The 25,817-nt window shown below is 64.8% G+C and carries 22 protein-coding genes; 17 read left to right on the top strand and 5 right to left on the bottom strand.

What is annotated here, in order from left to right; all coding sequences use genetic code 11:
• The first annotated feature begins 121 nt into the window (after nucleotides 1-121).
• From AC1RQP_RS08450 to AC1RQP_RS08430, 5 genes are all read left to right on the top strand, one after another.
• Entirely contained in the window at nucleotides 122-778 is a 657-nt protein-coding gene (locus AC1RQP_RS08450; RefSeq protein WP_492936592.1) for a hypothetical protein, read from the top strand.
• A gap of 23 nt (nucleotides 779-801) precedes the next feature.
• Nucleotides 802-1,494 carry an L-fuculose-phosphate aldolase gene (locus AC1RQP_RS08445; protein WP_492936591.1) on the top strand — a complete coding sequence of 231 codons (693 nt, stop codon included), beginning with the start codon at nucleotides 802-804 and terminating at the stop codon, nucleotides 1,492-1,494.
• 31 nt (nucleotides 1,495-1,525) lie between these two features.
• Nucleotides 1,526-2,488 (top strand): carbohydrate kinase family protein, encoded by a 963-nt coding sequence (locus AC1RQP_RS08440; RefSeq protein WP_492936590.1) that lies wholly within the window; start codon nucleotides 1,526-1,528, stop codon nucleotides 2,486-2,488.
• A gap of 52 nt (nucleotides 2,489-2,540) precedes the next feature.
• Nucleotides 2,541-3,287 (top strand): SDR family NAD(P)-dependent oxidoreductase, encoded by a 747-nt coding sequence (locus AC1RQP_RS08435; protein ID WP_492936589.1) that lies wholly within the window; start codon nucleotides 2,541-2,543, stop codon nucleotides 3,285-3,287.
• Between the two features lie 455 nt (nucleotides 3,288-3,742).
• A complete protein-coding gene (locus tag AC1RQP_RS08430) occupies nucleotides 3,743-3,904 on the top strand; it encodes a DUF2934 domain-containing protein (protein WP_080659892.1) in 162 nt (53 codons plus the stop codon).
• A 578-nt stretch (nucleotides 3,905-4,482) separates the two neighbouring features.
• Here the strand turns inward: AC1RQP_RS08430 and AC1RQP_RS08425 are convergent.
• Nucleotides 4,483-6,273 (bottom strand): peptide ABC transporter substrate-binding protein, encoded by a 1,791-nt coding sequence (locus AC1RQP_RS08425; RefSeq protein ID WP_239626861.1) that lies wholly within the window; start codon nucleotides 6,271-6,273, stop codon nucleotides 4,483-4,485.
• 458 nt (nucleotides 6,274-6,731) lie between these two features.
• Between AC1RQP_RS08425 and AC1RQP_RS08420 the strand changes: the two genes are divergently transcribed.
• From AC1RQP_RS08420 to AC1RQP_RS08380, 9 genes are all read left to right on the top strand, one after another.
• Nucleotides 6,732-7,514 (top strand): MetQ/NlpA family ABC transporter substrate-binding protein, encoded by a 783-nt coding sequence (locus AC1RQP_RS08420; RefSeq protein ID WP_239626859.1) that lies wholly within the window; start codon nucleotides 6,732-6,734, stop codon nucleotides 7,512-7,514.
• A 128-nt stretch (nucleotides 7,515-7,642) separates the two neighbouring features.
• On the top strand, nucleotides 7,643-8,677 hold the full coding sequence (locus tag AC1RQP_RS08415; RefSeq protein WP_492936588.1) for a putative FMN-dependent luciferase-like monooxygenase: 1,035 nt from the start codon (nucleotides 7,643-7,645) through the stop codon (nucleotides 8,675-8,677).
• A 38-nt stretch (nucleotides 8,678-8,715) separates the two neighbouring features.
• A complete protein-coding gene (locus AC1RQP_RS08410; protein ID WP_239626856.1) occupies nucleotides 8,716-9,330 on the top strand; it encodes a CMD domain protein in 615 nt (204 codons plus the stop codon).
• The gene (locus tag AC1RQP_RS08405; protein WP_492936587.1) at nucleotides 9,327-9,902 is read left to right on the top strand and encodes an alkylhydroperoxidase domain protein; all 576 of its coding nucleotides are present in this window, start codon (nucleotides 9,327-9,329) and stop codon (nucleotides 9,900-9,902) included. Before AC1RQP_RS08410 ends, AC1RQP_RS08405 begins: the two co-directional genes overlap by 4 nt.
• Before the next feature lie 58 nt (nucleotides 9,903-9,960).
• Nucleotides 9,961-11,118: an ABC transporter substrate-binding protein gene (locus AC1RQP_RS08400; RefSeq protein ID WP_492936586.1), complete on the top strand. Its 1,158-nt coding sequence runs from the start codon at nucleotides 9,961-9,963 to the stop codon at nucleotides 11,116-11,118.
• A gap of 56 nt (nucleotides 11,119-11,174) precedes the next feature.
• Nucleotides 11,175-12,998, top strand: coding sequence for an ABC transporter permease (locus tag AC1RQP_RS08395; protein WP_492936585.1), 1,824 nt, complete (start codon nucleotides 11,175-11,177; stop codon nucleotides 12,996-12,998).
• Nucleotides 12,998-13,846 (top strand): ABC transporter ATP-binding protein, encoded by an 849-nt coding sequence (locus AC1RQP_RS08390; protein WP_492936584.1) that lies wholly within the window; start codon nucleotides 12,998-13,000, stop codon nucleotides 13,844-13,846. Before AC1RQP_RS08395 ends, AC1RQP_RS08390 begins: the two co-directional genes overlap by 1 nt.
• Entirely contained in the window at nucleotides 13,843-14,583 is a 741-nt protein-coding gene (locus AC1RQP_RS08385; RefSeq protein WP_492936583.1) for an ABC transporter ATP-binding protein, read from the top strand. Before AC1RQP_RS08390 ends, AC1RQP_RS08385 begins: the two co-directional genes overlap by 4 nt.
• 130 nt (nucleotides 14,584-14,713) lie before the next feature.
• Complete coding sequence (locus AC1RQP_RS08380; RefSeq protein WP_492936582.1) at nucleotides 14,714-15,802, top strand: HoxN/HupN/NixA family nickel/cobalt transporter; 1,089 nt, start codon at nucleotides 14,714-14,716, stop codon at nucleotides 15,800-15,802.
• Between the two features lie 10 nt (nucleotides 15,803-15,812).
• Here the strand turns inward: AC1RQP_RS08380 and AC1RQP_RS08375 are convergent, their stop codons facing one another.
• Together AC1RQP_RS08375 and AC1RQP_RS08370 are read right to left on the bottom strand one after the other, a co-directional pair.
• Complete coding sequence (locus tag AC1RQP_RS08375; protein ID WP_492936581.1) at nucleotides 15,813-17,327, bottom strand: helicase HerA domain-containing protein; 1,515 nt, start codon at nucleotides 17,325-17,327, stop codon at nucleotides 15,813-15,815.
• A gap of 105 nt (nucleotides 17,328-17,432) precedes the next feature.
• Nucleotides 17,433-18,251, bottom strand: coding sequence for a YkgJ family cysteine cluster protein (locus AC1RQP_RS08370; protein WP_492936580.1), 819 nt, complete (start codon nucleotides 18,249-18,251; stop codon nucleotides 17,433-17,435).
• A gap of 466 nt (nucleotides 18,252-18,717) precedes the next feature.
• Between AC1RQP_RS08370 and AC1RQP_RS08365 the strand changes: the two genes are divergently transcribed.
• Nucleotides 18,718-19,302 carry a LysE family translocator gene (locus tag AC1RQP_RS08365; protein WP_492936579.1) on the top strand — a complete coding sequence of 195 codons (585 nt, stop codon included), beginning with the start codon at nucleotides 18,718-18,720 and terminating at the stop codon, nucleotides 19,300-19,302.
• Between the two features lie 26 nt (nucleotides 19,303-19,328).
• Here AC1RQP_RS08365 and AC1RQP_RS08360 read toward each other — a convergent pair whose 3' ends face one another.
• On the bottom strand, nucleotides 19,329-20,393 hold the full coding sequence (locus AC1RQP_RS08360; protein ID WP_492936578.1) for a ketopantoate reductase family protein: 1,065 nt from the start codon (nucleotides 20,391-20,393) through the stop codon (nucleotides 19,329-19,331).
• A 576-nt stretch (nucleotides 20,394-20,969) separates the two neighbouring features.
• On the opposite strand from AC1RQP_RS08360, the gene AC1RQP_RS08355 reads away from it, so the two are divergent.
• A complete protein-coding gene (locus AC1RQP_RS08355; RefSeq protein ID WP_492936577.1) occupies nucleotides 20,970-22,211 on the top strand; it encodes an alpha/beta hydrolase family protein in 1,242 nt (413 codons plus the stop codon).
• An 80-nt stretch (nucleotides 22,212-22,291) separates the two neighbouring features.
• Here the strand turns inward: AC1RQP_RS08355 and AC1RQP_RS08350 are convergent, their stop codons facing one another.
• A complete protein-coding gene (locus AC1RQP_RS08350; protein ID WP_061877151.1) occupies nucleotides 22,292-22,771 on the bottom strand; it encodes a MarR family winged helix-turn-helix transcriptional regulator in 480 nt (159 codons plus the stop codon).
• Between the two features lie 532 nt (nucleotides 22,772-23,303).
• Here AC1RQP_RS08350 and AC1RQP_RS08345 point away from each other — a divergent pair.
• Entirely contained in the window at nucleotides 23,304-24,845 is a 1,542-nt protein-coding gene (locus AC1RQP_RS08345; RefSeq protein WP_239626837.1) for a porin, read from the top strand.
• Nucleotides 24,846-25,817 lie beyond the last annotated feature (972 nt).

Below are 25,817 nucleotides of genomic sequence, written 5' to 3'. Positions count from 1 at the left end.
GCGGACGAAAACTGAAATGGTATCGTTGGTCATCGACAGGCGCTTCCGGGGCCCGCCCAATTCCGGCAACGGAGGCTACGTTTGCGGATGTCTCGCAAGGCACGTCGCCGGAGACGCCGAAGTGACGTTGCGCGCCCCGCCGCCGCTGGAGCGGCCGCTCGACGTGCTGACGAAGGCCGACGGCGGGATCGAGTTGCGCGAAAAAGACGGGCTGCTCGCGACGGCGCGTGCAGCAGGCATCGATGTATCGGACATTCCCAGGGTGAGCTACGCGGCGGCCGAAGAAGCGGTCGGCAGAACACCCTACGACGAGCAGACCCACAACCTTCCGGGATGCTTCGTCTGCGGCCCCGCACGGGGCCATGGCGACGGTCTCCGGATCTTCGCAGGTCCGCTGCAGGCGGGGGCAGTTCCGGGCAAGCCCGTCGTGTTCGCGGCCTCTTGGGTGCCTGACGGCAGTCTGTCCGGCGAGGACGGTCATGTCGCGCCCGAATTCGTCTGGGCCGCTCTCGATTGCCCGACCGGCTATTGCAGCGTGGGCGCCCGTCACCTGGGATTGAACGGTGACGAGACGGTCCTGCTCGGACGCATGGCTGCACGGATCGATCGCCGGCCGCGTCCCGGGGATCGATGCGTGGTGGTGGCGTGGCCGACGGGGCGGGAAGGCCGCAAGCTCTTTGCCGAGAGCGCCCTGCTTGATGCGAAGCAGGAGGTGCTGGCGACCGCGCGCGCCACCTGGCTGTTGGTCGACCGGCAGGTCCAGCTCGGAGCAAGTTAATGAACGCGAATGGGAAACAGGGCATGAGCGGTTGCGATACGGAGCTCGAACTTCGTCAATCCATCATCGACGCGTGTCGCGAGATGGCGGCGCAAGGCATCAACCAGGGAACGTCCGGAAACATCAGCGTCCGAACCGACGACGGCATCCTGCTCACGCCGTCCGGTCTTCCATACGACCGCATGAAGCCCGAAGACATCGTGGCCATGAAGTGGGACGGCTCGTGGACCGCCTCGGCCGGCAACGTTCCGTCGACGGAATGGCGTTTTCACCTCGATATCCTGAGGTCGAAGCCGGAGGTTGGCGCCGTGGTTCACGCCCATCCGATCTTCTGCACGATCATCGCGATCATGAATCGCTCGATCCCCGCGATTCACTACATGATCGCCGCTGCCGGCGGAAACGACATTCCCTGTGCGCCCTATGCCCAATACGGCACGGCCGAGCTGTCGCAGGCCGCCCTGGACGCACTTCGCTATCGCCGCGCCTGCCTGCTCGCGCATCACGGGCTGATCGCCATCGGTCCCAACCTGCGCAAGGCCATGTGGCTCGCGGTGGAGGTCGAGGTGCTCGCCAAGCAGTATCACGGCTGTCTTCAGCTTGGCTCTCCTCCGCTGCTGCCGGACGAGGAAATCGACAGCATCCTGAAGCGATGGGGGCAGTACGGCCTGCGCGATAACGACGGCGCGCCCAAGATTCCCCAGCGTTCGAGCTAGATCACGATCAAACCACTGTCTGCGAGAAATCATGGCTCACTCTCACGACGTCAGCGTCTGCGGTACTTATATTCTGGATATTCTGGGGGTCCCGGTGACCGAGATTCCGCCGGGTGGCGGCCGCTTGCTGATCGAAGAAATTCGGCTCGCGGTCGCGGGCACCGCCGGCGGAACGGTCGTCCCTTGCGCGCGCCTCGGTCTGAAGGCGCTCGCGGTCGGCGCCGTCGGCTCCGACGAGAAGGCCGACTGGATGCTGAACGCGCTGGAGCGTGAAGGCATCGACATCTCTCTCATGGAGCGGATGGCCGGCAGTCCGACCTCGGCCACGATCCTGCCGATCCGGCCCGACGGCTCGCGTCCGGTCATGCACGCAAGGGGCGCCTCCGCCCGCTGGCGTATCGCACCAGACACGCAAGAGGCCGCTTGCCGGAGCAAGATTCTGCATCTCGGCGGGGTTGGTTCCTTGCTCGCGATGGATGGAGCGCCTTCCGTCGCATTGCTGCGCGACGCGAAGGCGGCCGGTTGCACGACGACGCTCGATCTCATCCAGGCGCGGCGTGAAACGCTGGCGCTGGTCGAGCCGCTGCTGCCCTATGTCGACTTCTTCATGCCGAGCATCGATGAAACCAGTGCCATGGTCGGAACCGACGATCCCGCCGCGTGTGCGCGGTTCTTCATCGACAAGGGCGCGGGGGCCTGCGCCATTTCTCTCGCTGCCGATGGTTCGTTCGTGATGACACGCGACGGCCGTCAGTTCACGGTGCCGGCGTTCGAGGTCGCGGTCCGCGATACCTCGGGATGCGGCGATTCCTACACGGGCGGCTTCATCGCGGGTCTCGCCCGCGACTGGGACCTGCTCGACTGCGCCAGGCTCGCGACCGCGACGGCCGCGATCGTCGCGACCGGGCTGGGTTCGGGCGCCAATCTCGTCTCGTTCGAGGAGACCGTGAAGGCCATGAACACCCTCCCGGTCCGCAAGGCCGCTCGCGCCTGATCCATTCACATCGGCAGAAACTATTCATCCGAACAACAGGGGAGAACGCAACATGGCCCGACATGCGATCGTGACGGGAGCAAGCCGCGGAATTGGCCGCGCGATAGCCATCGGCCTTGCAAGGCGCGGCTACGATTTCGCGCTGACCGACATCGCTGCCCAGGAGAAGGTCCTTCTCGAGACCGTTGCAGAGGTCAGGGAGCTTGGCGGCCGATGCATCCCGGTGCTGGGCGATGTGAGCGATGTCGGCGATTGCAGGCGGGCGGTGGCTGAAGCCATCCAGGGACTTGGGCACATTGATGTCCTCGTCAATAATGCGGGAATCCTCAGGCTGGCGACCATCGACGAGCTGACGACCGATACGTGGGATCAGACGTTCGCCGTCAACACGCGCGGCGTGTTCCAGATGACCCAGGCCGTGGTGGCCCATATGAAGGAGCGCAAATACGGACGGATCGTCAACATCGCCTCGCTCGCCGCCCGAACGGGCGGTCCGGGACAGTCCCACTACGCTGCATCGAAGTCGGCCGTGGTCGGCTTCACGCGCGTCTCGTCCATGGAGTTCGGAGGCCACGGCATCACCGTCAATGCCGTATGTCCAGGCATCATCGTGACGGAGATGGGGCTCAACAATCTCCGCGATCCCGAGCGAGTTGCCTATTTCGAGAAGGTCACCGACCTCCACCGGCTCGGCCAACCGGAGGACGTCGTCGGTCCAGTAGCGTTCTTTGCGTCGGATGATTCCGCGTTCGTAACCGGCCAGGCCCTCAACGTCGACGGAGGCATCTTCTACAGCTAGCAGCTGGGTCGTGCGCCGCCAGCAAGTTTCTGGCTCCGGGAGCACGGCATAGCCGTGCAACCATCGCGCAGGGAGGGCCGAGTGATTGGCACGACCTGTATGCTGCTGTGCGGTCTCCTTGGCGCTATTTCGCGCAGCAGACCGCGGGTGCGAGGTCAGCTCCTGGCCTTCCCTGCGCCTCCTGGCTTTAGAGGGTGGAGCGATCAAGCAAAGCTTGGGCGGATTGCGCCGCGAGAGCGCGAAGCCGCAGCCGCCATTTGATAGCCGGGGCCAGCCGCAATTTCGCCGGTCAGGGATTCCGCCCGGCGTGGACGGGTGCGCAGGAACTCTTGCACATGGTCGAAGCTTGACTCCGCGGGCCAGCGTCGCCGCCGATGGCTGGCCTGCACGGCCCCGCCTCCAAGCCCCCCAGGACCCCCAAGGGTGGGGCCGTGCTTCCAAAGCAGGAGGTGCAATTGTCCGAGCCGACCGAGCAAGAGATCAGAGAACGCGCGCATCGCTTGTGGGAGCAAGCCGGCAGGCCTGAAGGCCGCGAGGAAGAGTTTTGGCACGCCGCCGAGCAGGAGCTGCGCAACGAGGACAAGTCGAACACGTTGCGGACGCCGGATACGCTGTGACCGACAAGACCTGCCCCTCCTGCCACGGACTGGGATGGGTCCGCGAAAACCATCCGTTCCGGGTCTGGAGTGAGAAGCTGGCCGGCTGCCGCTGAGGCGAGGGCATGCCCTGCATCTGCAACACGGCCGAAGATCCCGAAGTCAGGGTGGTGATCGTCGAAGCGGACGCGACGTGGCACTAAGGCGCGATGCGATTGCGATGAATCGTCATCGCGCTTTGGGGCGTTGATGGGCTTCGCTTGCCCTGCCGTTCCTGAGAGCTTGATTGCCCGTACCTCTCGCAAGAAGGAGAAAAGCCGCCGGGTTCCTCGCCCTGGCGGCTTTCGAAAGTCCGTAGCTGTCGATCATCTCCGCAGCTCGTGCGTACCGCCGTTACCTTGTTTGCGGCCATGCCTGGTCTTTGTAGGGGAAGGCGCGTGCTTCTGCTGTGATCTGGAGCACACAATGGAAGGGATTCGGTCCATGTCGCCTTCCGGATCCCGGCGCTGCACCGCGATACACGCATTCACGCGCGTCTTCGACACGCGATCTGTGTTGCAGCTTTGTCCGGGACCCGAGAGATTTCGGCGAGCTCCCCCTCAGCTCCGATACCACGCTGCCAGGTTCCATGTGATGGTGTCCCACCCGGAGATGTCGGTCATGAGGCTGTTGACGCTCGCGTTGACGATGTGGCGCGAGAGCAGCGGCAGGAACACGTTGGCCCCGCAGAAGATCTCGTCGACCTTCATCAGCAGCGCGGCGCGCTTGACCGGGTCGAGCTCGTTCTGGGCGGCCTTGTAGGCCTTGTCGGCTTCGGGATCGGAATAGCGCGAGTTGTTGCGGCCCAGCCACTTGTTGTCCTTGGTGGCGATCTCCCAGGAGACACACTGGTTCAGCAAGCGCTCCGGATCGGGCTGCGGCTGCGTCGTGTTGTACATCTCCATGTCGGCATAGAATTTCGAGTAGGTGTCGGGGTTGCCGACGTCGGAGGAGAAGAACACCGATGCGGTCACGGCCTTGATCTCGATCTCGATGCCGGCCTTCTGGCAGGCCTGCTTGATGATGGCCTGGGTCTTCTGGCGCGGGGCGTTGGTCGAGGTCTGGAAGACGTATTTGAGCTTCTTGCCGTCCTTCTCGCGGATGCCGTCCGCGCCCCTGGTCCAGCCGGCCTCGTCGAGGATCTTGTTGGCCTTGTCGATGTCGAACTCGTATTTCAGCCTGGGGGACTTGAACTGCTTGGGCGCGTTGACGAAGCTCGCGGTTGCGAGGGCGCCGCGCCCGTAGATGAATTTCTGAATCGAATCGCGGTCGATCAGGAGATTGATCGCCCGACGAACCGCGGGATCGGACAGTGTCGGGTGCTTGGTCTTGACGCTCGAACGCTCGCCGTCGACCTCGGTCCAGGGGTCCGTCGTGTTGAGGATGATGAACTCGACATTGCCCGAAGGCGTGATGTCGAGCTTGCCTTTGCCGCCCGCCTCCATGCGCTTGAGGACCTCTTCCTCTACCTGCATGTTCCAGGCAAAGTCGTATTCGCCAGTTTGCAGCACCGCGCGCGCCGCAGACACCGCGTCGCCGCCGCCCTTGACCTCGAGCGTGTCGAAATGCGGCTGGTTCTTGACGTGATAGTCGGGGTTGCGTTCGGCGCGGATCAGGTCACCGGGCTTGAACTCGACGAATTTGTAGGGGCCGGTGCCGACCGGTTTCAGATTGGCCGGCGCCTCGCGCGACTTGGCGCCGACATAGTCGCCGAAATGATGCTTTGGCAGGATTTGTCCGACCGAGCCGCCGACGAACGGGTCGGCCCAGAACGGCGTCGGCGCCTTGAAGAGCACCTTGACGGCGTAGTCGTCGATCTTCTCGACCTTGATGTCCTTGTAGGAGCCCGTGGTGTAGGCCGCGGTCGCGAGGTCCGCGGCGTACTGCCAGGTGAAGACGACGTCGTCGGCGGTGAAGGGCTTGCCGTCGTGCCAGTTGACGCCCCGCTTCAGCTTCCAGATCACGCTCATGCCGTCCGCGGCAAGGCCGCCGTTCGCCTTGGTCGGCACCTCGGCGGCCAGGCAGGGAATGAGATTGCCGTCTTTGTCCCAGCCGGCGAGCGGCTCGAAGAAGATGCGCGTGGCGATCTGGTCCTTGGTGCCGATCGCGAAATGCGGATTGAGCAGGGTGGGTGCCTGCCAGAGCAGGATCTTGAGCGTGCCGCCGCCGCCGGCCTTGGTCGGCTTGTACTGCAGCCTGGCGTCCGCCATCGCCACGTCGTGCCAAACCAGGATCTGGCTCGCGACCGGTGCCGCGATCCCGATCGCGGCGACTTTCCGGATGAACGAGCGTCGCGACAGCCTGCCTTGCTTGACCTCGGCGATCAAACCGCGAATTTCGTTCTCGTTCATCGGATGTCCTCCACCTGCGCAACTCGTCGCCAAGCAGCCATCATGTTTCATGACGGCCGGGGCGGCAATGCCGGCAAGGCGGGGATGCGACGAAATGACGATGCGGAGAGTGCCCCGGTCGGGGCGCGGACCCGGATCGCCTGCCTGAGAGACCCAGGTGGCGATCCGGTGCGATCTAGGTGAACTTGGGGAAGTTCTAAGGCCGCACCGAAACGCTAACCCGGCGGGCGCAGATCCATCAAGTTTCGGAGTGTTGCGCTGGCGAAAGAATCATTGCCGCGGCCGGGAAATCGCCACACATGACGGATGCCCGGCGTGATTTCTTTTCCGTTTGATGTCGAATGGAGAACGTGCGTCCGCGGGGGCCTGCCAATATGGTTTTCCATTTCATTGATTTCGCGCGGCGGGGAAGCGAATACGGTTCCATATTTGTCTGTCGCAGACCTACGGAGACCAAGATGTCGTTTCGCCTCCCTTTGATACTCTCGACCGTGCTCGCCGTCTGGTCCGCCGCAGCAACCGCCGAGACGATCAAGATCGGGGTGACGCCGGGTCCGCATGCGCAGATCCTCGAGGCCGTGAAGCCGATCGCCGCCAGGCAGGGGCTCGACATCCAGCTCCTCGAGTTCTCCGATTACGTGGTGCCGAACGCCGCGCTCGACGCCGGCGAGATCCAGGCCAATTCGTTCCAGAATCAGCCCTACCTGGACAACCAGAAGGCCGATCGCGGCTACAAGATCGAGGCCGTCGGCCTGACCGTGAATTTCCCGATCGGCGTCTATTCGAAGAAGCACAAGGCCTTCGCCGACCTCCCCGAGGGCGGCAAGGTCTCGATCCCGAACGATCCGACCAATGGCGGCCGCGTGCTGCTGCTGCTGCGCGACAAGGGCGTGATCAAGCTGAAGGACGGTGTCGGCTTCAAGCCGACGGTGCTCGACATCACCGAGAATCCCAGGAAGCTGAAGTTCATCGAGGTGGACGCGGCGCAGGCGCCACGCGCGCTCGACGACGTCGACGCCGCCGCGATCAACACCAATTATGCAACCCAGGCCGGCCTCGATCCGGTCAAGGATCCGATCCTGCGCGAGGATCCGAAGGGCCCCTACGTCAACCTGATTGCCGTCCGCACGGCCGACAAGGACAAGCCCTGGGTCAAGATCCTCGTGGACAGCTATCACACCCCGGAGGTCAAGGAGTTCGTGCTGACCAAGTTCAAGGGCGCCGTGCTGCCGAGCTGGTAGGCAATCTGCCTGCGTAAAGTCCAAGTAACGGCGATCCGGCGGGCAGCCTTGCGCAATGCCCCGCTTGTCTGGAGCTGCGGCAACCGACATCATCGGGGGCGTGGCAATCCTCGCCCGACAGGGGTCGTATGAAACGCTTCGCAAACCTGAAACGTCTGGGCTTGTTCACGCGGTTGCTCGACGAGGCGCCGCCGGCGGACCGCTATCGCTTCGCGGCCGAGCAGATTGTGCACGCCGAGAAGGCCGGGCTCGATTCCGCATGGATCGCGCAGCATCATTTTCACGAGCGCGAGGGCGGCCTGCCGTCGCCCTTCACGTTCCTCGGCTACGTCGCCGCGCAAACCTCGCGCATCCGCCTCGGCACCGGCATCGTCACGCTGCCGCTGGAGAATGCGGTCAGGGTTGCGGAGAACGCCGCGGTGCTCGATCTTCTCTGCAACGGCCGCTTCGAGCTCGGCGTCGGCACCGGCGGCAATCCCTCGGCCTTTGCCGCTTTCGGCCTCGACAGCGCGCAGCGCAACGAGATCTTTGCGCGCAATCTCGAAATCGTTCGCACGGCCTTGGTCGGCCAGCCGCTCGACGGCGGCGACACGCTCTATCCGCTGCGGCCGCAACTGGACAAGCGCATCTGGCAGGCGACATTCTCGGTCGCGGGCGGTGCCCGGGCCGGCAAGGCCGGCGATGGTCTGTTGTTGTCGCGCACCCAGCCACGGGCCAAGGAGGCGCCGAAAGCCACGCTCGCCGAGATCCAGAACCCGATCATCGATGCCTATCTCGCAGCGCTGCCGCCGGGATGCGAGCCCCGCATCATGGCCTCGCGCAGCGTCTTCGTCGCCGACGACCATCGCGAGGCGATGCGCCTCGCAGACATCGGACTGCGTCGCGCCCTGCCGCAGTTCCTCAAGGGAGGCCACGCCAGGCCGGGCGAGACGCTGGAGGAAATGATCACCGCGTTCGACACCCATGTCGGCGGCGCCGATGAGGTGATCGCCTCGCTCCGCACGGATGCCACGCTCGAGCGGGTGACCGATCTCGTCTTCCAGGTGCATTCGGTCGATGCGCCACATCCTTATGTGCTGCGATCGATCGAGCTCGTCGCCGACAAGGTCGCGCCGGCGCTAGGCTGGACCCGGACGGCACCCGAAGTGGCGCTGGCGGGCTAGCCGGAATGAAACATGTTCGCGCTGCACGAGGCTGACTGATGGGTACACTGGACATCATCGACACGCTCGCCGGGATCGAGCCGGGATCGGCTCTCGACGCCATCCGCGCGCGTCGTCCGCAGGCGCGCGAGAACGCGCAGAAGAGCTATCTCGCCCTGTTCGACCCGATCGATTCGAGCGAATTCTCGCTTTCCGAGCGCGCAGCCGTGGCGGCTTTCGTGACCGGGCTTCATGGCGAGTCCCCCGTCGCCGCCTTCTATCGCGAGAAGCTTGCCACGAGCGCGGATGGAGCGCCCTTGCTCGAAGCGATCAAGGCCGAGATCGCGCGCGGCAGGACGTCCGGGCCGTACGGCGCCTATCCGGCCGGTCCGTTGTCGATCGAGAACAAGGCCGGGCTGATCTATCGCGTCAGCGCGGAGCGGAAGACTGTCCTCGGCGCCCGGCTGGCCGCGGCACTGGAGCACGCGCATCTCCTGGTGTTCCACCCGCGCGATGCTGTGTCCGCCGACATGAAGGCGCTGCTGACGGCCGGCTGGTCGAGCACCGGCATCGTGACGTTCTCCCAGCTCGTTGCGTTCCTGTCGTTCCAGGTGCGCGTCGTCAGCGGCTTGCGCACGCTCGCAGCGGCAAGCGCGCAGGAGGTCGCATCATGAACGCCGTCAATCCGCCCGTCGTCTTCACTCAGGACGAACTCGGCTGGGTCTCGTGGATCGATCCGCTGCCCGAGACCGAGCTGACCGAACGGCACTTCGCCGGTCTGGTCGACCGCGCCCGCGCCAAATCGGAATATTTCCGGCTCCTGGTGCGCGATCCCGAGGTGCTGGAAGCCCGCACCAAGACCGACAAGGACATCTTCTACAACGTTGCTGACGGCCTGCCGCGCGCCGAGCGCGAGCTCGCGGCGGCTGCGACCTCGCGCTACAACGGCTGCATCTACTGCGCCTCCGTGCATGCGCGGTTCGCGAGCACCTACTCCAAGCGCCGCGACGACGTGCAGCGCCTGCTCGACGAAGGCGTTGGAGCCGAACTCGGCGAACGCTGGAATGCCGTGGTCAAGGCGTCCGTGGCATTGGCCGCGACGCCGATCGCGTTCGGTCCCGACAATATCGAGGAGCTGCGCCGTGCGGGCCTCGACGATGCCGAGATCGTCGACGTCATCAACGGCGCCTCGTTCTTCAACTGGGCGAACCGGCTGATGCTGTCGCTCGGCGAGCCCTCGAAATAGGCAATCTCACCGGCACGAGAATTGCTGCTGTTTCAACATTGAATGGATGGAGCCGTGCATGAGCAACATCGATCGCCGCACCCTGGTCAGGGGCTCACTCGCCGCCATGATGGCGGGAGCGGCCTTTTCGCGCGCCGCCCTTGCGCAATCCGCCGAACCGATCCTGCTCGGCGTCAGCGGCCCCTTGACCGGGCCCAATGCGCAATATGGCGCCCAGTGGAAGCAGGGCTTTGATCTCGCGCTTGACGAGATTCACGCCGCCGGCGGGATCAACGGACGCAAGCTGGCCTACCAGTTCGAGGACAGCCAGAGCGATCCGCGCCAGTCGGTGGCGATCGCCCAGAAATTCGTCTCCGATCCCCGCATCGTGATGGAACTCGGCGATTTCTCCAGTCCCGCCTCGATGGCGGCCTCGCCGATCTATCAGCGCGGCGGCCTCGTGCAATTCGGCTTCACCAACTCACACCCCGATTTCACCAAGGGCGGCGACTTCATGTGGAGCACGTCCGTCAGCCAGGCCGACGAGCAGCCGCTGCTGGCGTCCTATGCCGTCAGGCGCCTTGGCCTGAAGAAGCTCGCGGTGCTGCACCTCAACACCGACTGGGGCCGCACCAGCCGCGACCATTTCGTCAAGGCGGCGAAGGAGTACGGCGCCGAGGTCGCGGTGACCGAGGGCTACATCGCGGAGGAGCGCGACTTCCGCTCGACGCTGGTGCGCGTGCGCGACGCCAGTCCGGACGGGCTGATCCTGATCTCCTATTATTCCGACGGTGCGCTGATCGCCCGCCAGGCACGCCAGGTCGGCCTGAAGCAGACGATCTGCGCGGCAAGCTCGGTGTACTCGCCGAAATTCCTGGAGCTCGGCGGCGAAGCGGTCGAGGACGTCCATCTCGGCACGCGTTATTTCCCGGAAGATCCGCGGCCCGAGGTGAAGAAGTTCATCGCGGGCTTCAAGGCCAAGTACAACGGACAGGAGCCCGACGCCTTCAACGCCTATTCCTATGACGCGATGAACATGGCCGCTGCCGTGGTGAAGATCGGCGGCAACGACCGCCGGGCCATCCGCGACGCCTTCTCCAAGGTAAAGGACGTCTCCAGCGTCATCTACGGCCAGGCGACGTTCGACGTCGAGAGCCGCCGCGTCAAGGGTGCCATGAACGCCGAGCTCGTCGTGCGCAAGGGCCAGTTCACGCTGTGGGACGGCAAGCCGACCTGACCTGATGGCCGGAGCGGGCGCTCCGGGCGCGCTTCTCTTTTCGCGGGGATCATCGCTTGTCTTCCTGGCTCGACTACACGATCAACGGGCTGATCGTCGGCAATGTCTACGCCCTCGTTGCGGTCGGGCTCGCGCTGATCTTCGGCGTCAGCCGGCTGATCAACTTCGCGCAAGGATCGATCTATCTGGTCGGGGCCTATATCGGCTGGGTCGCGGTGGTGAAGCTGCATACACCGCTGCCGCTGACCATCATCGTGGTGGCGGTGGTCGCGGCGATGGTCGGCTTGATCATCGAGCGGTTCGGCCTGCGTCCGCTTCAGAACTCGGTGCGGATCGCGCCGCTGCTCGCGACCATCGGCATCAGCTTCGTGCTCGATCAATTGGTGATGCTGACCTTCTCGCCCAATCCGCGCGCGCTGCCGAGCCAGCTGCCTGACGTTCGCTTTCAGCTCGGTGGCGGCACCATCGGACCGCTCGATCTTCTGATCGCCGGCGTCGGCATCACCAGCGCGCTGTTGCTGTTCGTATTCCTGCGCTACAGCAAGCTCGGCTGGGCGGTGCGTGCCACCGCGCAGGATCGCGATGCCGCCATGCAGATGGGCGTCGACGTCAACCGCGTCAATCAGGCGGTGTTCGGCATCGCGTCCGCGCTCGGCGGCGTCTCCGGCATGCTGGTTGGCATGTACTACAACCAGATCGACACTGCGATGAGCCTGCAGGCGACGCTCAAAGGCGTCGTCGCGGAAGTGGTCGGCGGCGCCGGCAACGTGCCCGGCGCGGTGATCGGCAGCCTGTTGCTCGGACTGGTGGAGAGCTACGGCGTCGCCGTGTTCGGCACCAGCTACCGCAATCTGTTCGCGTTCCTGCTGCTGGTCGTCGTGCTCGTGCTGCGCCCGAACGGCCTGTTCGCAAGCGCGCGGCAGGCCCCGCCCGAGCCGCTCACCGGCACCTTCATCGCGCCGAGCCGTCCGGTCCGCATTCCGCGCTGGGCCCTGTTGGTCGCGGCTGCTGCCTTCGCGGTGCTGCCGTTCTTCCCGGTGTCCTCCTACGTGCTCCAGACCCTGATCAACGCCTGGCTGCTCGGCATGCTCGCGCTCAGCCTGACGCTGGTCGCGGGCACGATCGGCCAGGTCTCGCTCGGTCACGCCGCGCTGCTCGCGATCGGCGCCTACACCTCGGCGCTGCTGTCACTGACGCTGGCCGTTCCGGTCGGCCTTGCCGTCATCGGCGGCGGCCTGATGAGTGCTGCGCTCGGCACGCTGTTGATCTCTCCGTCGTTCCGCCTGCGCGGGCACTATGTGTCGATTGCGACACTCGCGATCGGCGAAATCGTCTCGCTGGTGATCCTCAATTGGGAGAGCGTCACCCGCGGTCCGATCGGCATCTCAGGCATCCCGCCGTTGTCGCTGTTCGGCTATGACCTGATCAGCCCGTTCTCGGTCTACTGGTTCAGCTTCGCGGTGATGCTCGTGCTGGCCCTGCTGCAAGGACGGCTGCTCGGTTCGCATCTCGGCCGCAGCTTTCGCGCCATCCGCGACGATGACATCGCCGCACGTGCCTATGGCCTCAGCCTGAACCGCTACAAGTCGCTGGCCTTCATCTTCGGCGGTTTCGCCGCCGGCGTCAGCGGCGGCATCGCCGCGCATCTTTATTCCTATATCAACCACGAGACCTTCAACACGCAGCAATCCATCCTGGCGCTGACGGTCGTGATCCTCGGCGGCCTCGGCAACGTGGTCGGCGCGATCGTCGGATCTGTCGCATTGGTCGGCTTGCCCGAACTCTTCCGCATCGCGGCCGAGTACCGCATCCTGATCTATGGCATCGTGCTGCTGCTGCTCGTGCGGTTCCGGCCGCAGGGCCTGTTGGGGACGATCTGATGGCGGATCAGCACGCGCCCATGTTGTCCCTGCGCGGCCTGACGCGTCGCTTCGGCGGCCTCACCGCGGTCGATGCGATCGATCTCGACCTCGCCAGGGGCGAGCTCATCAGCATCATCGGCCCGAACGGCGCCGGCAAGACGACGCTGTTCAATCTCGTGACCGGGCTCGACCGGCCCGATGGCGGCGCCGTACGCTTCGAAGGCCAGGACATCACCGGTCTCTCGCCGGAACGGCTCGCGGCCGAAGGCATCGCCCGCACCTTCCAGCTCGGGCGCGTGTTCGGCAATCTCAGCGTCATGGACAACGTCCTGATCGGCGCGCATACGCGACTGCGTGCCGTGAAGCCGACGGTGCCGGTGATCGGCCCGCTGCTGGAGTTGGGCCTTGCGCTGCTGCGACCCGCCAGCGTCAGGGCCGAAGAGGAGCGGCTGCGCGAGGAGGTGAAGGCCATTCTCGCCCGCTTCGGCGAGCGGCTGCTGCCGCGGATCGACCAGCCGGCCTATAGCCTTTCCTACGCCAACCGCCGCCGCGTCGAGATCGCGCGTGCGCTCGCCTTGAGGCCGCGCCTCTTGCTGCTCGACGAACCCACAGCCGGCATGAACCCGACCGAGACCGCGGAGATGCAGGGCCTCGTCGCCGAGCTGAAGGCGGAAGGGCTGACCATCCTCCTGATCGAGCACAAGCTGGAGATGGTGATGCGCCTGTCCGACCGCGTCATTGTCATGGACGAGGGTAAGAAGATCGCGGAAGGGCCGGGCGAAGAGGTGCGTGGTGATCCCAAGGTGATCGAGGCCTATCTCGGCCACGGCCTATCGGGCACGACGGAGCAGGAGAGTGCGGCATGACGAATCCTTCGCCCGAACCGCTGCTGGCCCTGTTCAACGTCAATACCTTCTATGGCCAGGCCCAGGTGCATTTCGACCTGTCGATCACAGTCGCGCGCGGCCACATCGTGTGCCTGCTCGGCGGCAATGCCAGCGGCAAGTCGACGACGATGAAGATCATTCTCGGTCTGGTCAAACCGCGCTCGGGCGAGGTGACGTTCGACGGCGCCTCACTGATCGGCCTCTCCACGCCGCAGATCGTCCGCCGCGGCATCGCCTCGGTGCCGGAGGCGCGGCGGCTGTTCGCGGACATGAGCGTGCGCGAGAACATCCTGATGGGCGCCTTCGTGCGCAACGACCGTGAGGCGGTGGCGCTGGATCTCGACAGGATGCTGACGCTGTTCCCGAAGCTCGGCCAGCGGCTGTCGCAGCGCGCCGGCTCCTTGTCCGGCGGCGAGCAGCAGATGGTGGCGATGGCGCGCGCTCTGATGAGCCGGCCGCGCATGATCGTGATGGACGAGCCGACCATGGGCCTGTCGCCGCTCTATGTCGATCGCGTGCTGGAGTTGATCCGCTCCATCAACCAGGCGGGCGTCTCGGTGTTCATGGTCGAGCAGAACGCCAGCCTCGCGCTCGAGATCGCACATGAAGCCTATGTGCTGCAGACCGGCAGGATCGTGCTATCAGGCCCGGCGCGGGCGCTGAAGGATGATCCGCGGGTGCGCGATGCCTATCTCGGCGGCTCCGAGGCAGCGTAGCAATTCAGGTGCGATGACGCGCCCGCAGGCGGGACAACGCGGCATGACGAACCCTCTCCGGGACTAGCCAGTGTGACCAATCTATGAAAAAATCATACCGTTGGCGCGACAGGGTGTGCGGCGGGACGGAATGAACTTCGTGACGAGATTGGTGCGGGCGGCCGAGCCCGGAACGGTGGTGCTGCTCGGCGGGCTCGTCGCCGCCAACGTCGCCGCATGGGCCTGGGCCTTCTCGCTGTTCGGCGACCGGCCGACGGTGATGGCAACGGCGCTGCTGGCCTGGGTCTTCGGCCTCCGCCACGCCGTCGATGCCGATCACATCGCCGCCATCGACAATGTCGTGCGCAAGCTGATGCAGGCGGGCGGCGCGCCGCGCAGCGTCGGTCTTTATTTCGCGCTCGGCCATTCCACCGTGGTCGTGGTCGCGACCATGCTGCTGGCGCTCGGCGTCGTGAGTCTTGGCGGTGACAGCCTGCTCAAGGAGATCGGCGGTCTGATCGGCACGTCCGTGTCGGCGCTGTTCCTGCTGGTGATCGCAGCCATCAATCTCGCCATCTTCGCCGGCCTGTGGCGGACGTTTCGCATGGCGCGAGAGCAGGGCGTTCACGATGCCGCAGGCCTCGATGCGCTTATCGCCCGTCGCGGCGTCCTGGCGCGGCTGCTCGGTCCGCTGTTCCGTCTGGTGACGAAGCCGTGGCACATGTATCCGCTCGGGTTCCTGTTCGGCCTCGGCTTCGACACCGCGACGGAGATCGGTCTGCTCAGCATCTCCGCCAGCGAAGCCGCGCGCGGCGCCTCGCTCGCCGATGTCCTGGTCTTCCCGGCGCTGTTCGCCGCCGGTATGGCGCTGGTCGACACCGCCGATTCGGCGCTGATGGTCAGCGCCTATCGCTGGGCCTTCGTCGATCCCCTGCGCAAGCTCTGGTACAATCTCACGATCACGGGCGCTTCCGTCGCGGTCGCGCTGTTCATCGGCGGCATCGAAGCGCTCGGCCTGATCAGCGATCGGCTCGGCCTCTCCGGCGGCATGTGGACGCTGGTCGACGGCCTGAACGAGTCGCTGGCGAATGTCGGCTTCGCGGTGATCGCGCTGTTCGCGATCGCATGGCTCGCCTCGATTGTGCTCTATCGCCGCATGTTCTCGGATGACGGGCGAGGTTCGGCGGACGCGGTAGAAGACTTCGATGCGACCGAGGCCGTCGTGGTGAGACGGCCCTGATTCCACCGGTTCAGAGCGAAGCCGCGCTCTGGACCTGTTCCACCGGCAAGTCATCGGCGTTGGGGTCGCCCGGCGCCGTCGCCCAGGCGAGCTCCACCAGGGTCACGATCCGGCGTCCGCCGCCGTCAAGCTGGCAGACGATCAGGCCCTGCTCCTCCATATAGCCGAGCAGCCGCTGCGCGCGGCGCAGCGAATGCGAGCCGTAGGCGCGGGCGATCGCAGCATCGCCGGGACAAGGCCAGCCTTCCTTGGCCGCGCGCGCGATCATCATGAACACGCCCTGCATGTCGTCGGGCAGGATCGAGGCGCGCAGCGTGACGTCCTGCCAGGCGTCGTCATCGGCGAGATCAGTCCCGAGCCCGGCGCGCGCATGCGTCAGCATGCGGCGGAATTCGTTGAGGTCCGGCACCGCCGCGCCGAGGCCCTCGATGCGGCAGCGGACCACGAACTCCTGATAGAGCACGCCGATGGCGCGGAAGCCGGCATCGGGCTCCGCCAGCACGGCGCGCAAGGTGCGGGCGACGCGTTCGCGCCGCTCGGCGAGTTCCTCTGCGCTGACCGGCACCTCGGCCACTTCGGTCCGGATCTCCGGCGCGGCGGCCGCCTTCGCTGCGCGAAGCTGCTCCAGCAGATCCGGCGCAGGCCGGCGCTGCGGCCGGCTGGCATCGGGCGGTGGCGCCGCCAGGATCACGGCACGCGCATCCTCCAGGGTTGCCTCCGGCAGCGGCATCAGCCGCGGCGTCGAATTGCGCGGACTTGTATCGGTCGGGCCGATGTTCAGGCGCAGCGGACGGCGCGACAGCGCAGGTCCCAGCGCCATGAACTGTCCGCGCTCGAGGTCGCGAAAGGCTTCGGCCTGCCGCCGCTCCATGCCGAGCAGATCGGCGGCGCGCGCCATGTCGATGTCGAGGAAGGTCCGGCCCATCAGGAAGTTGGAGGCTTCCGCCGCGACGTTCTTGGCGAGCTTCGCCAGCCGCTGGGTCGCGATGATGCCGGCGAGCCCGCGCTTGCGGCCGCGGCACATCAGATTGGTCATGGCGCCGAGCGACAGTTTTCGCGCCTCGTCGGAGACTTCGCCGGCAACGGCCGGCGCGAACAGCTGCGCCTCGTCCACCACGACCAGCATCGGATACCAATGGTCGCGGTCGACGTCGAACAGACCGCCGAGGAAGGCCGCGGCGCGTCGCATCTGGTTCTCGGCGTCGAGCCCTTCGAGATTGAGCACGGTGGAGACGCGATGCAGCCGGGCACGCTCGCCCGCGACCTGAAGGCCGCGCTCGGTGTGGTCCTCGGCCTCGATCACGAGATGGCCGAAGCGCTCGGCCAGCGTCACGAAGTCGCCTTCGGGATCGATGATGGCCTGCTGCACCCAGGGCGCGCTCTGTTCCAGGAGCCGCCGCAGCAGGTGCGATTTGCCGGAGCCCGAATTGCCCTGCACCAGGAGGCGGGTCGCCAGCAGTTCCTCGAGGTCCATGGCGGCCGCGGCGCCTGCCGTGGTCTGCCCCATCTCGATCGCAACCGTCATGTCCCCGACTCAAGTCCCCATCATTCGCGGACAGGGGCTTATCAATCCCGTCGCGGCGCGTCGAGCGGTGCAGGGCGAATCATGCCGCGTTGCCCACGACGGGGTTCAGGCGTGCCCCGACAACCGTAGAAGCGCGGGCCGATAGGGGGCTTGCGGATCATCGTCCCCGGTCTCGGGGATCGCGCAGGAGCCGAATTCCTGCCTGATCCGCTCGATCTCGGCGATTCGCTCGTGCAGCCGCTGCAAATGCTCCGGCGATGTCGCCTTCCAGAATTGGAAAGTGTCGGCCGTGAGCGGCAGGAAGGCGGTGCCGAACGGCGTCGGCTCGGGAACGATGGTGCGTCCAAGCAGCAGGAAGCGCTCGGTGGCGGAGACGACGAGGGTGGCATAGCCGCGGTTTCCGATCCGCCTGATGCCGTTCAGCGACCATTCGGCGAGCTTGCTGAAATATGGCTCCCCGCGCCAGCGATCCGGGCAGTCGTCGTCGACGGTGACATTGACGGCGTCCTGGCTGAAATGCACGACGAGGCCGGCCGTCTCGGGAAACCAGTCGTCGTTGAGATGGCCCTGCAGCCAGGCGCACGCGAATGAGCGGCACATTTGCGGGCGGCGGTCATAGATCGTGCACCCCGTGCCGGTCTGCCAATGCCGGCACAGCTGGTTCACCGGCTTGTCGACCGCGGCCACTTCGAGGATATCGCAGCAGGCGTTGCACGATCCGCATTGCCGGGCCGGCCGGGTCGTCTTCGGCAGGCCGGTCGCGCGAAAGCCCTGTGCGTCGCGGACCAGCAGCTTCTGCTTCTCCAGCGCATTCAACGCACGTTCGATCTTGAGACGGGATAGTCCGGTGGCGTCGATCACGCCCTTCATCGTCGTCGCGCCCGCCTCCACGGCGCGGACGACGCTCAGCATCGCCTGATCCATTCTTGTTGTTCTTGTCTGGCTAACTCAGTAGTGCATAGCGATCGCGCCGGAACAAACGGACCGGCTAACAGGTTGCGAAAACCTGACCTAGAAACGTATCTTGCTCATCTCCCCGTGGCGGAGCAAGACGCCGTGCCCGTCCTGCGTGCATGCAACGTTTGCGCGAATGAAGGACCTGCGCGTGTGCGAGCTGATTCCGCGTGGAATCGGCTCGCTTTGCCCACGAAGCGCCGGGTTATGACGAGCGGCATGCGGTCGTCTCACGCAGTCGTGATATCAGCGGTCCGCGCGCAGGCGCGGCCAATCGTGTGGCCGATGAGGCGCAAGAATTGTCGTTGAGTTTGTGCAACACCGGGAACAGCGTCGCGCCGAAGCTGGGCGAGCGGCAATGCAAGAGGCGATCCCGCGCTCGCCACGGAATGAGGCAGATCAAGATCCGTGAGCCCCAGGCCTGTTATTTGGCCGTATGACTTTTCTGACCTTCATCACGTCGGCCTATTTCCTGCTGGCGGTGCCGGGGCCGACCAACACCTTGCTCGCGACATCAGGCGCGGGGGCTGGTATCTCGCGCTCCCTTCATCTGCTCGCGGCGGAGCTGTGCGGCTACCTGCTGGCGATCGCAGTGCTGCGGCTGGCGCTTGGTCCCGTCATCAGCGACATCCCGATTGCGGCGGTCGTGCTCCGCGTCGCCGTGACCATCTACATCCTGTGCCTCGCCGTCATGCTCTGGCGCGTCAACACGCGCGAGCTGCGCGAGGGGGCTGCGGTGACGTTCGGCCAGGTGCTGCTGACGACCCTGTTGAACCCGAAAGCGCTGGTCTTCGCGTTCCTGCTCCTGCCCCTTGGGGCCGGGCCGCTTGAAATGTTGCCCTGGCTCGGCGTGATCGCGCTTCAGATCGTCACTGCTGGAGCCGCGTGGATCATTCTGGGCGCAACGCTCGGCCGCGGCGCCCGCCACCTCGGGCATCCCGACCTGATCGCGCGCACCGGCGCGGTCACGTTGGTCGCCGTGACCGGCCTGATCTGGCTTCAATCGTTCCTGATCGCCTGAGCGCCGACATCGCTGGAAACGGCGCGTTATTGCGCGCCCGATCCACCCTGCACGATCCTCTCGTTCAGCTTCTGGTCCACGGTGTCGACGGTGCGGTCGATCTCGGCGTTCGGGACGCCGAGCTGATGCGAGATCAGTTTCACCAGGAGGTCGACGCGCTCGATGAAGGGCGCGCCGCTCGCGACCGCGCGCGCGGCCGAAGACGGCTTGAGCAGGCTTTCTGCTGCCTTGGCGTATTTCGCGAACGGCACCTGGTCCTGCGGATCGGCGCCGAGCCGGCGGGCGATCGCGTCGACGTGGTCGTAGATCGTCTGCGAGCGCTTGAGATCGCCGTGCACGGCGTCGCGGATCGACTGCGGCTCGCTGGGCGTGATGCAGCGGTAATTGCCGGTGAGCAGCATCGACCATTTCGCCAGCGGCACGAACAGCGAGTCGAACACTTTCAGCTTCACCGGCACGTCGTGGCCGTCGAGCGTCACGGCGTCGATGTCGGCCTCGAGCTCGCGCAGCAGCTTGTTGTGCTTCTCGTCGGCAAAGACCGATGCCTTGAAGTTGGTCGGCAGGCCGACATGAAGCACGTTGGCGGCTTCTTCCGGCGGACGGAATGCCTGCGGGTCGGGCGAGCACAGCGTCACCAGCCCCGGCTCGAACCGCTCCCACACCTGCGCATTGGTGTAGGCCTCCTCGAGATCCAGGCCTGCGAGTGCCGGGATCCGCTTCAGATAGGGCAGCGGCGGCATGTTCATGATCGACAGGCACGGCAGTTTCGCCGCGGCGATCTTGACCATGAGAACGCGCACGGTGTGGTTGGTGTATTGCGGCTCCTGCATCGCAAGGCCGACCAGATCGTAACGGGAGAGGTCGACATTGGCCGGCGTGACCGCATCGAGCTTGCCGGGCAGGTCGCGCGAGAAGATCGCACGGTGCACCGCCTCGTCGCGCAACTTGATGCGCACCTCGGTACCATCCCGGTTGATCAGCTCCGCGGTCTTGGCGCGGCAGACCAGGGTTACGTTATGCCCTGCCATCAGCAGCTTCGTGCCCAGCAGCGAGCCGTAAGAAGCCCCCAGAATCAATATGTTGCGCGCCATGCTCCGTCCCTTTGAATGTGTGCAATTTTCAGCCCTGCCCTTTCTCTGCGGGCGAGTTGGCGGCATGTAAGGCGAACTGCGGGAAGTTGGCAACTGGGATAATGCATACAAGGAGGCGCCACTGCCCCCGAGGCCGAGGCTCGGACCTTGTTCCTTCAAGGCGATTGAGCTTCCCGGATTGGGTTGGCGTTTCGGCTATTCCACTCCCTCGCGGGCGCGACCGTCGTCGTCACGCGCCCTTCGCGAAAGACTGTCACAATGGAAGATCTTGGCGTCTTCCTACGGGCTTGGCACACGATGGTAGTGCGCTGCACCCTTCACCACATCGTGCTTTCACAATCGGGGCTTACACAGGCATGTCTCTTGTGTCGGCACGAATGGTTTTGACTCGCCGATCGCAACAAGAAACGACAAAGCCCGCTGCGTAAACCTCGCAGGTTGCGTGGCGCTAGACTGTGTATCAGCGACGGAGCTGAAACGTGACGATTGGGGTGAGCCGGCCGGGATTTTGTGCCCAAGCCCGCTCGTTTGGAATGCGGATCGCTTCGCGCAGCAGCTTTGCTGCGCGGCGTCGAGATGGCGACGAAGACCATCACCGCGTCAGGCAGCATTCTGGGGCGCAGACGCAATCAGGCGCGCCCGCGATCGGGCGTGTGTGGCCCCGCGCAGAGCACGACGCCGGCGAGTCTGGACGCAGGTCCGCGCAATCGTTGGCGGCGGCGTTCGGGGGCCGACATGGAAGGTGAAACTTCGCCTCACCGTTCGTGCGACGGCGCCGGACGAAATCTGGCTCATTTGCGGGATCGAGCCTCCCAGTTTTTCGAAAGCCTGTCCGTCATGGAGCTTGCGCACGAGTCGCACCGGCATCTGTGGATTTCGGACTGGTTGAGCGTCGCCGACGACTACCGGACATTGGCCGAATCTGCGCGCGAGACGCGTTCGGCTCAGATTGCCGGGGAAGCGTGGCTGTGCTCGCTGACGGCCCTCGAAGTCGTCAGAAGTCTGAGTAGTCCAGGAGATGTCGAGAGTGCCGACCTCGCAGACGAGGTCGTCACCGGCCTGAGAGGCCTCGAGACAGAGGCTGGTCTGCCGATCGAGCGCGTCAAGATCGACTGCTTCGATCAAGGCGCCCTGGCTGGCTTCTTCCTGCCCGCGCTTCGTCGCGGCTCTGCCGCGCCGGCGGTGATCTGCGTCAGCGACGACGATGCCACCTTGGGCTCGATGATGAGCAGGCTGCTGCCCGCCTCGCTCTGCGGGACCATGTCGCTGCTGCTCGTTGACTCCGGCAATTCGACCGTTCATCGCTCCTTCAAGCCGGAGCACAGGCTTCAGTTCTGGTTGGACTACCTGGAAGCCCGCCCCGATGTCGACCCGCTGCGGATCGGAATCTACGGCGAAGGGGCGGGCGCCGCTCATGCCTCCCGCCTTGCGCTCTCGGATCGCAGGATCGCGGCCGCCGTGTGCGACGGCGGGCTTGTGAGGCCGGTCATGTGCCAGGCGTCACTTCGCTGGATGACCGGCTTCGGGCAGGCCGTCCCTGACGAGGTCTCCAGAGAGACAATGCTGCCGCCGCGTCGAGTCCCGTGCCCGCTGCTCATGGTCGTCGGGAGTCGCTCCATGGTATGGGAGCAGGATGCTCTCGAGCTGCAAGCCGACTACCGGCGGATTGGAGCCGATTGCTCGGTCGTCGTGCCCAACAACTTCCCGCACCCGCTCGGCGAGGTCGAGAATTTCGTCGCCGTTGACGACTTCATTGTCGAGTGGCTCGACAGCAAGCTTGGAACTGCCCGCAAGCTCGACCCGGTGACCCACCTCTAGCCTGGTCCGGCGGAATTGCAGGTCCCCGCGGCGCGACGACAGCAGCGTCCGGCTTGCATTCTGCGCCCGGCATCGGCCGATCAGGACGCATCGATAGCCAGCAATCGCGCAGCCAGCCGGGCGTTCTTGGCGATCATTGCGAGCGAAGCGTTCAATTCAGCCAAGGTCTTTTCGTCCAAATCGTTGAACATCGTCGAATTCAGGGCGAGCTTTCGCTTCGATAATTTCTCGATCTCGGTCGTCGCCTTCGCCGTGAGCGACATCAGGACGAAGCGGGCATCGTCCGCCGCCGGTCGTCGTGACAGAAAGCCGCCTTTTTCGAGGGTCTTGGTTTGGTTGGTCACGAAAGCCGGGTGGACCCGCAGCTTGTTGGCGATGTCGATCCCGGCGACGCCGCGCCCCTCGTCCAGTTCGGTGATCGCCATCAGGATCAGCCATTGCGGCTGGGTAATGCCCAGCAGTCCGGCCCAGCTGGTGTGAATGTTCTCCAGCTGCGAGTGAATTTCGACGACGTTCCAGACGAAGTCCATGATCGCCCTGTCGAGTTTCTTCTCGATCATCCAGCTGCCCCATTCTGCTCTGATCGTTCTTCTTGTTGTGCCCTGGAGCAGTGTTTTAGCCGGATATTGCGGAGCCGTCTCGGACTTCGCGTAAAGATGGAACGGTAGACACCGCATCGCAAAAACAAACCAGCGCTTCGATGCTTGCAAAAAACAATTAATTAGATTACGTCTCCTCGCACTCAGAATTTGCTGCTCTTGACCGTTGCGATAGGCAGCGATGTGAGACCTCCAAGAAAGCCCTCGGGATGCCCCCTGGGGGCTTTTTCTTTTATTTCAAGCCGTTTCTTAGGTGCGTTGGGGCCGCCTGTTGCGCTCGGGCAACATCCCCAATGGAAGTTTCAATTCACTGGATCAATAAATTGAGGCAATGAATTTTATAAACTATACGTGAGGTACGACGGAGGGGGGGCACCTCGCTGTCGTTTCAGTCCGGACCTTCAGTGCGGATCTGAATTGAACGGAAATTAAAGTGGGTAAAGCGGCCTCCGCCGAGGAGCCGAGCCCCCTGAACCGACGTGGAGGTTTACCAATGAAGTTGACGAAGACGCTCTTTCTCGGCTCGGCAGCCGGCCTGATGGCCGTCTCCGGTGCGTTCGCAGCCGATCTTCCCGTGAAGGCCAAGGCCGTCGAATACGTGAAGATCTGCTCGCTGTACGGCGCCGGCTTCTACTACATCCCGGGCACCGACACCTGCATCAAGCTGGGTGGTTACCTGCGCGCCGAAGTCGCGTTCAACACCAACAGCAACTACGGCATCTCGAACGGCGCTCCGGCCGGTGCACACAACCGTCTGAGCAACTACTACTCGATGCGCGCTCGTCAGGATCTCAACATCGACACGCGCACCGCGACCGAATATGGCGTCGTCCGCACCTACTTCGACGCGGTCTTCACCTGGACGACCGGTGGCTACGTCGGCACCGGCTCGGGTACGGGCACGACCGGTTACACAGCCACGACGGCTGGTACCACCACCATCAACTCGACCGACGGCGGCACCTCGGGCGGTTCGCTCGGCGTGTACTACGCCTTCATCCAGTTCGCCGGCTTCACCATGGGTAAGGCCGTGTCGCAGTTCGACGCGCCCTGGACCAACTATCCCGGCAACAACATCGACAGCCTCGTCGGCGGCAGCGGCACGGTCACTGGTGTCAACCAGTTCACCTACACCGCTGACTTCGGTCAGGGCATCACGGCAGCCTTCTCGGCCGAAGATGCGACGGCCTACTACCAGGCCGGCAACCTCAACTTGAACGGCGCGACTGCCGCTGGCATGGTTGGCGGTTCGTATGGCTCGAATGCCATTGGCGGCTCGCGTTCGCCGAACCTCGTCGGTATGGTCCGTGTCGACCAGGCTTGGGGTCTGTTCCAGGCGTCGGTTGCCGCGCATGACAACCACGTCGCCTATTACGGCGCGACCGAGACCTCTGGCCACCCCGACGACAAGTGGGGTTGGGCGGTTCAGCTCGCTCTGTCGATCAAGAACATCCCGACCGGCGCGGGTGACACGATCAACATCCAGGGCGTCTACACCGACGGTGCGACCCGCTACAACTTCCAGAACCTGGCGGGCAGCTCCTACCAGATGTACGGCAGCTCGGGCAATGCGTACCAGAGCGTCGGCTTCGCCAATGCTCCGGATACGGTGTTCGTGACCGGCGGCTCGCAGGAGACCGTCAAGACCTGGGGCTTCCGTGGTGCTTACACCCACAACTGGGATCCCTACTGGAACACCGCGCTTTACGGTGCTTACGCTCAGGCCCAGTTCGGCACGCTCGCCAAGACCACGCTCTGCGGCGCCAACGGTGCAGGCGGCGTGTTCGGCGGTCTCGCCGGTGTCACGGGTTGTAACCCTGACTTCGCCGTCGGCCAGATCGGTATCATCACCCGCTGGACCCCGGTCAAGAACCTCACCTTCTCGGGCGACTTCAACTGGACCCGTCTCGACCAGAAGTACTCGGGCACTGCCGTGCTCAGCCCGGCTGCCAACACGGCCAAGCCGACTGCTGTGTACGAGCTGAAGGACCAGGACAGCTTCACGCTGCTGCTCCGCGCCCAGCGCAACTGGTAAGATCTGTCGAAGCATTTCGACGAGCACCCGGCGGGAAACCGCCGGGTGCTTTTTTGTTGTACGGTATGCGCCATGAAACTGGATCGGTTGTCCGATCGTGCGCTGCGAACATCCGGTCGTCCGCGCCTGAGACGCGATTGTCGGATGGCGTTGCGCGCCATCCGGGGGCGAGGGGGCTTTGCTGTGTCGCCCTCTGTCAACCCGGTGTCGCGAAAATATTTCGCTTTACCGAAATTCGGATTTATCGTATGTGTCGCCCATCCCGGCTCATCCTTGAGGGGCGATCGTGTGGTCGTCATTGTCGCGAGCCGGGCTTGCGGTGGACGCGGCAGCGTCGGGCGCGAGTTGCCGGGGCAGGGCGGATTGCTCTCCGTGAGCCCTGAGGCTTCGCGCGGACGAACGGCGCTGTCAGGTTCGTCTCGTCTGTAAGTTTCCAGCTCCGTCGACAGGGCCGGGAAAACTGCGGCGAAATGGCGGGCCGTGCGTACGGCAAAACCGTGTGGTCCTGGCCGTCGTTGCTACGGTCAAGCTCTTGCGGAGGCGGCAGTCGCGTCAACCGGCGCGGTGCCGGTGAATTTCGCGAGAGTCAGGGAGGCCAGAACGAACTCGGCTCCCGGGAGAGCACGGCATAAGCCGTCCGACCATCGCGCAGGGAAGGCCGTGTGTTGGGCCTCACCTGTATGCTGCTGTGCGGTTCTTCCTGCGTGTGCATTTCGCGCAGCGGACCGCGGGTGCCGGCCGGCACCCGGCCTTCCCTGTGCCCTCTTGGCTCAAGAGGGTGGAGCGACGAGCAAAGCTCGGGCGAGTTCAGCCGCGAGAACGCGGAGGCATGTCTTGCAAGTTGAAATGCGTGTTGGGACTGCGATGACGCCTCTGCTCCGCAATTGCGAGTCGGAACCAGGCTTGAGGAGCAGACGCGCGCTGAATGAAACTTTGGAATCCCTCCAGGGAAACACACCGGATTTGCTTCGC

This window comes from Bradyrhizobium sp. GW821-FHT13H06 (assembly GCF_058803975.1).
The sequence above is the reverse complement of the archived record's forward strand: the minus strand, read 5'-3'. Positions and strand labels throughout refer to the sequence as shown.